This window comes from uncultured Rothia sp., assembly GCF_963544205.1.
GTDB lineage: Bacteria > Actinomycetota > Actinomycetes > Actinomycetales > Micrococcaceae > Rothia.
In genome coordinates this window covers 85,208-91,843 of the sequence record NZ_CAUUDY010000008.1, presented here as the reverse complement: position 1 = coordinate 91,843, position 6,636 = coordinate 85,208, and the positions used below count along the sequence as shown (strand labels likewise).

Genomic DNA, 6,636 nt, shown 5'->3' with positions numbered 1-6,636 from the left:
CGCCCCCCCCCCCCCCCCCGCCCGCCCCCCCCCGCGCCCCCCCGCGGGGCCGCGGGGCGCGGGCGCGCGGCCCCCCCCCCCCCGCCCCCCCCGACGGCGGGGGGGGGGGGAGCTAGGTGTTATTTTGCAGGCTCACTAACGCGGGTGTACTCCTGCTGCTCTTCGTCCCAGGAATCCGGGTCGTACAGCACCGCACCGACAGGGAGAACGAACGTTCTATTAAGAAGCTCCGCCTCGCCGCAGCTGAAACCGTGCGGGCTCTCCGGGCGCGCCTCGAACAGGTAATCCTGCGGATCCGCCTGTGCCGAGAACCGTGCCCTCCGCAGACGCCTCTCCAAAGCCTCAAAGGACGGCTCAACGTACGCGAAGCTAGTCTGCCTGAAATCTGCCCGCTGACCGAACGTCGCATCCGCGAAGTAGGCGCCCTCAAAGCTCGCCTCGTTGAAGCTCACCGCCCGCGCGAACGTCGCCTTGTAGAAGCCGACATGCGCCGTGAACGTCGCCTTACTAAAGTCGGCATCCTGCGCGAAGGTCGCGTTACCGAAGTTCGCGTACTGTGGGAAGTCCATCTCATAGCTCGTCCTCGGAAGCGCAATAAACGACGCCCCACTGAAATTCGCCGTCTGAGCAAAGCTCGCCTCACCAAAATCCGCGTTCTGCGTGAAGGACGCCCCGCTAAAGTCCGCCGCGCCCGCAAAGCTCGTGCCGCTGAACATTGCGGATTGCTTGGTGACTACACCGGCAAAGCGCGCGGCCCCGCCGAACAGCGACTTGGAGAACACCGCCGGGCGGTTGAAGACCGAGGCGGCGAAGTGTGCTTCATCGTGGAACGTGGAGGCGGTGAATATTGCCTCTCCGTCGAAGGTGACCGCCGCGAAGCTGGCTATGCCCGCGGTATTCAAGCGTGAAAAATTGGCGTCGGACTCGAAGGTGGATACCGCGAAGTCAGCCGTAGCTGAAAAGACTGCGTCTGAGAAGGTAGCCTCGCCAGTGAAGGTTACGGTTGCGAAGCATGCCGTGTCCGTGAAGCGTGCCCCGCTGAACTTAGCCGCGCCTGCGAAGTGGGCGGCGCTGAACCCCACCCAGTCGTTGAAGTTCGCGCTGTCGAAGGAGACGTTAGCCGTGAACTGCGCCGCGGAAAAGCTGGTGTCACCGCTGAAGGTTGCGCCGGAAAAATCCGCCGGACCATAGAAGGTTGCGGAGGCGAAATCGGCGTTCTGAAAGTGCAGCTGTTGTAGCGGGTAGAAGATGGGGGCGCCGCCAAAGTCGAAGCGCAGGTCAGCCCATGTCGGCGATAGCGACGGCACCGTGTGCTGGTTCTTCTTATTGTCTGCCTTGCTGCTTTCGGCGACTGCGGCGAGGCGGCGGCTGAGCTCAATGAAGACGGTGCGGCGTACCAGCTGTTCCTCGCGTAGCGCCACCTGATCGTGCGCGAAGTCGTCTTCGTATCCTTCGGGAGTCTCGCCTGATTCTAGAATCTGCCGTTTCTGTGCGAGGGGGTAGGGCGTGCGGATACACCCGGTCAGCGCGTCGATGATGGCCTGGGCTTCTTCGCAGCGTACCTGCTCGGGGAGGGAAGTGTCGGTGAGCCATTCGTCTGCGAGGTTCGTGAGCGCGTACGCCCCGCTGAGGCGCACGGCGGGCTGGTGTCCGTCGAGGAATTGTTCGAGGGCGTGCGTGTAGCGTTCGTGCCGCCCGGCTTGCTGGTTGCGTGCCGGGGTGTTTTTGCGTTGCCGCAGCGCAGTTAAGAGTTTGTTGAGGTTCATGGCGGTGTGCCCTTCCTGCTCCGGTGCTGGCTTATATCCAGCATAGGGGAGGACCCTACCCATGCGTGCTCGCGCTGGGCAAAAGAAGAAGCCCCGCCTGCACGAGAAGTGCAGGCGGGGTTGACAACTAATGTTTAAAACTTGCGTGGAGGTCGATTCTGATTTTCCTGGTTATTTGTAATTATGATTGAATATCGAGTTTCAGTGTATTCACATTTTCCTGTGTACATATTGTAGCGATGTTTTGTATTGTTGAATTTTTCGATATGGTACCCGGCGGGAACTTTAACTTGAGCTTCTGATAGGCTATTTAAGTGTATGTATTTATCATCTATTTTTTTACCATACGCGTGGCGCCCATAGTCATATGTAGGCGTAAATATGTGAACAGAATCTGATTTTGTCTCAGTAATCACACCAAAGGAGATAGAATCTTTTTTGCTAATGTCATTAGAAAAGACGCAAGAATAATCTGTTTCGACCGACCCTAGGGTATCTCCAGGGCTCGTTATCATGTCGCTGACACCTTTCACTAGATTTGGAATAATTCCAACATTAATCACTGAAGGTAAAATTATGATAGCGATAATTAATGTAATGGATAACAATTTTTCTTTACCCTGGTTGTGGCGTACCTCTGAAGCTTCCTTAAGGACATACTCTCGCTCGAAAATAGCTCGTACCCGTGGGTTACATATTGCAAGTGATAAAAATGCTGCAAGCAAAAGTAAAACAATCAAATCTTTAGGTGAAAGAACTTTTAATATCTGATAGTTTATGAGAGCACTAAAGAAAATAAGTGTCGATGAAACAAGGAGTATTCTAGTGTATAAATAATCCACTTCTCTCTGTGTATTTTTGTTTCCATTTGTATGGAATAGAAATTCCGTACTGTCAAAACACTGAGGAAGAAGAAAATTTGGAATGGCAGATATATATGCTATCAGCAGCATGGAAAATATTATTGTTAGCCAAGTATATTTACTGTCCGCAAACTGAATTGACGTAATCTGAATCGCAGTGCTTAAGTCATTGTTTACTACTTGTGTGTTGTGGATTAGTGCGAGTATGAAGACTGTGGATGCGGAAAGTGGAAGGAGTAGAGCTAGTGACTTTATGTGAGATGTAAGGGTTGACTTAATAGATTCTCCTTCTTTACCTGAAGGTAATCCCACGTCTTTCTCGTCTCTCTCTGCGGGTTCTCTCTCGTTTCGTGCCTGTCGTTTTTCTTCAAAGATTTCTTCAATTATGGATACAGTTGAAATTGCATAGATGAAATTAAGTATCAAGGACATAAAAAGGGTTAAGAATAATATTTTAATATTATCGGGGTCACTGAAGAATTCATCGAGGAAATCGGGTGTCTTCTTAGGTGCAGATTTATCAAATAGGAAAGTGGATATTGTGTCAATTAGAAGGGTGAGAGATACAGCTGAGAAAATAGTTAGAGAGGGCAGTATAGTAAATTTTGCATAATGAATTTTTTTTGCTTTATTAGTATATGTTTCTCCTTGTTGTGCAGGGGTGTGCATAAATACTAAAAGGATAGATATTGAAGTAATGGTAAAGAATAGGGTGGCGATAACTTTGGCTGTGTTGGATTCGGGGTATTCGAAATAATGTAATGCAAATACTGCAAGAAAAGTTAGTGCATTGATTAATATTGCTAATAATAGGAGTGTCGTTTTTTTAATCGGCCAAAACAGTATTAAGATAGGCCTTATAGATGATAGGACGAGTACAGTTATAAAAGCGATAAGGATATTTGTATTTAGGTGAAATAAATCACGTGTATTATTGATGTTTGCTATTCTTTCGCTGACTGGTTTTTTGTAATCCGTTGCCAGTCGTTGGGTTTCCTCTAGGTGTTTAATAGAAATATTGTAAATGGCGATTATTTGGTATATTGCGGCTATGAAAGATAGTGAGGCAACGATAAGTAATATCCAGTTTAATACTGGTCTTTTGGAAAAGAAATTATAGAAATTTAAATCTTTACCGTTGGAATTTTGAGGTGTTCTGTTTTCTTCTGTTGAGCTGGTGTGTGCCACAGATCGTTGAGAATCTTCGTCTGCTGGGGTGCCCTCTGTTGTTGCTCCTTCTTTGGTTGGAAGCGAATCATTGGCAGCCTCGGTGCTTGTTTTGTTTGGGATTGTATCCTCTAATGGTTGGGTGGTTTCAGCTTTTTGTTGAAGTTTAGATTGATGTAGTTCACTCTCACTGTGTGGGTTAGGTGGGGGCAGTGGGTTGCTGCTCGTTGGCATTGGAGTCTCCTGTCTACTTTGAGAGGATATGGTCCTAACCAGGATACGGCAGGCGGGTAGGCTCAAGCCATAGGTGAAGGTTAGAGAATTACGGGTCGGACAAGCGGAGATACCTCCATAGAGCGAGCGATGGAGCTCATAAACATGCCCTCTATATATAAGAGGAACGAATCTCTTAGATCTCAGGCGAGTGCTCGTAGTTGAGGCGCCTACACGAAGCGCACCCCTAACAACGCTGCTAGAGGCCTAGCCTTCAGACCTAAAAATCGCGCCTAAAAATCGCCCCGCACGCCCTATATAAGGTGCCCCTGCATCGCCTTCCGAGCCCTCTCGCACCCCAATTTCCGGGTTTTCACCCCTTTTTTTAAAAGTTTTTAAAAAATTTTTTCGCCTCGAGTGCCCGCCCATATCCGCCATACGCTAAATCGCCGCGCCACACCCTCACGCCACTCAAAAACCGCGGAATTTCGCGGCAAAACCGCCCATTCGCGCCTCGCCGCCGCCCCGATTTTCCCCGTAAAACACCCCTCCAGAACCCCGAAAAGCCCGCCCCTCACACACCTCCGCGAAAAAAAGTTGAGTAAAGTTCGCTCAAGTCTATTGACAGCCCCTCCGAGAGAGTGCATACTTGAGTACATGAGGCTCAAGGAGCCGCGCAGACCACCCCACACGGGGCGGCACGCGCAGCACCGACCGCCTCCGAAAATTTCAAACTATCCCGCCTCGCGTTAGAAGAAGCGGGGCACTAACACCTAAGGAGTGAATAAACATATGGCACGTGCAGTAGGTATTGACCTCGGTACCACCAACTCGGTCGTAGCAGCACTGGAAGGTGGCGACCCGGTCGTCATCGCTAACGCAGAGGGCACCCGCACCACCCCCTCCGTCGTCGCATTCTCCAAGGACGGCGAGGTTCTGGTCGGTAGCGTCGCAAAGCGTCAGGCAGTGACCAACGTCGACCGCACCATCTCCTCCGTCAAGCGCCACATGGGCACCGACTGGACCACCGAGATTGACGGCAAGAAGTACACCCCGCAGGAAATCTCTGCTCGTATCCTCATGAAGCTGAAGGGCGACGCAGAGGCATTCCTGAACGACAAGGTCACCGACGCCGTCATCACCGTTCCCGCATACTTCAACGACGCTGAGCGTCAGGCAACCAAGGAAGCCGGCGAGATTGCAGGCCTGAACGTCCTGCGTATCGTCAACGAGCCCACCGCCGCAGCACTGGCATACGGCCTGGACAAGGGTAAGGAAGACGAGCTCATCCTGGTCTTCGACCTCGGTGGCGGTACCTTCGACGTCTCCCTGCTGGAAGTTGGCAAGGACGACGACGGCTTCTCCACCATTCAGGTTCGCGCAACCAGCGGTGACAACCGCCTCGGTGGTGACGACTGGGACCACCGCGTCGTCGAGTGGCTGCTCGCACAGGTGAAGGCAAACACCGGCGCTGACCTGTCCAAGGACAAGATCGCGCTGCAGCGTCTGCAGGAAGCAGCTGAGCAGGCTAAGAAGGAGCTGTCCAGCGCTTCTAGCACCAACATCTCCCTGCAGTACCTGTCCGTGACCCCCGAGGGCCCCATCCACCTGGATGAGAAGCTGACCCGCGCAAAGTTCGAGGAACTGACCCGCGACCTGCTCGAGCGCACCAAGAAGCCTGTGCTCGACGTAATCAAGGAAGCTGGCGTGTCCATCTCCGAGATTTCTGAGGTCATCCTGGTTGGTGGCTCCACCCGTATGCCCGCTGTTGCTGAGCTCGTCAAGGAGCTCACCGGCCGCGAGCCCAACAAGGGCGTGAACCCCGATGAGGTTGTGGCAATGGGTGCAGCACTGCAGGCAGGTGTTCTGAAGGGCGACCGTAAGGACGTTCTGCTGATTGACGTCACTCCCCTCTCCCTCGGTATCGAGACCAAGGGCGGCGTGATGACCAAGCTGATCGAGCGCAACACCGCAATCCCGACCAAGCGTTCCGAGACCTTCACCACCGCAGAGGACAACCAGCCCTCCGTGACCATTCAGGTCTTCCAGGGTGAGCGTGAGTTCACTCGCGACAACAAGAACCTGGGTACCTTCGAGCTGACCGGCATCGCCCCCGCACCCCGCGGCGTGCCCCAGATTGAGGTCACCTTCGACATCGATGCAAACGGCATCGTCCACGTCTCCGCAAAGGACAAGGGCACCGGCGCTGAGCAGTCCATGACCATCACCGGCGGCACCTCCCTCTCCAAGGACGACATCGACCGCATGGTCAAGGACGCAGAAGCACACGCAGAGCAGGACAAGGCACGCCGCGAGGCTGCTGACACCCGCAACGAAGCCGAGTCCGTCGCATATACCACTGAGAAGCTCCTGAAGGAGAACGGCGACAAGCTGCCCGAGGACGTCAAGACCTCCGTGCAGGGCGATGTCGACGAGTTGAAGAAGGCACTCGAGGGCGACGACGACGCAGCAGTGAAGTCCGCATTCGAGAAGCTGCAGGCATCCCGATCCAAGCTGGGCGAGGCACTCTACGCAGCAGCACAGGCTGAGGCATCCGAGTCCAAGCCCGCCGCTGATGAGGACGTTGTCGACGCCGAGGTTATCGACGAAGACGAGAAGAAGTAATC

General features: G+C 53.3%; 3 protein-coding genes. 1 reads left to right on the top strand and 2 read right to left on the bottom strand.

Annotated elements, in window-relative coordinates:
• Nucleotides 1-119 precede the first annotated feature (119 nt).
• Together RWZ58_RS05815 and RWZ58_RS05810 are read right to left on the bottom strand one after the other, a co-directional pair.
• A complete protein-coding gene (locus tag RWZ58_RS05815) occupies nucleotides 120-1,766 on the bottom strand; it encodes a pentapeptide repeat-containing protein (protein ID WP_314657974.1) in 1,647 nt (548 codons plus the stop codon).
• Nucleotides 1,767-1,900: 134 nt separating this feature from the next.
• Nucleotides 1,901-4,030, bottom strand: coding sequence for a hypothetical protein (locus RWZ58_RS05810; protein ID WP_314657973.1), 2,130 nt, complete (start codon nucleotides 4,028-4,030; stop codon nucleotides 1,901-1,903).
• Nucleotides 4,031-4,801: 771 nt separating this feature from the next.
• Between RWZ58_RS05810 and dnaK the strand changes: the two genes are divergently transcribed.
• Nucleotides 4,802-6,634: a molecular chaperone DnaK gene (dnaK, locus tag RWZ58_RS05805; protein ID WP_314657972.1), complete on the top strand. Its 1,833-nt coding sequence runs from the start codon at nucleotides 4,802-4,804 to the stop codon at nucleotides 6,632-6,634.
• The last annotated feature ends 2 nt before the right edge of the window (nucleotides 6,635-6,636 follow it).

Coding starts and splice junctions, on each gene's coding strand:
- RWZ58_RS05810 (WP_314657973.1), bottom strand. CDS start 4,030: ATGCCAACGAGCAGCAACCCACTGCCCCCACCTAACCCACACAGTGAG.
- RWZ58_RS05815 (WP_314657974.1), bottom strand. CDS start 1,766: ATGAACCTCAACAAACTCTTAACTGCGCTGCGGCAACGCAAAAACACC.
- dnaK (WP_314657972.1), top strand. CDS start 4,802: ATGGCACGTGCAGTAGGTATTGACCTCGGTACCACCAACTCGGTCGTA.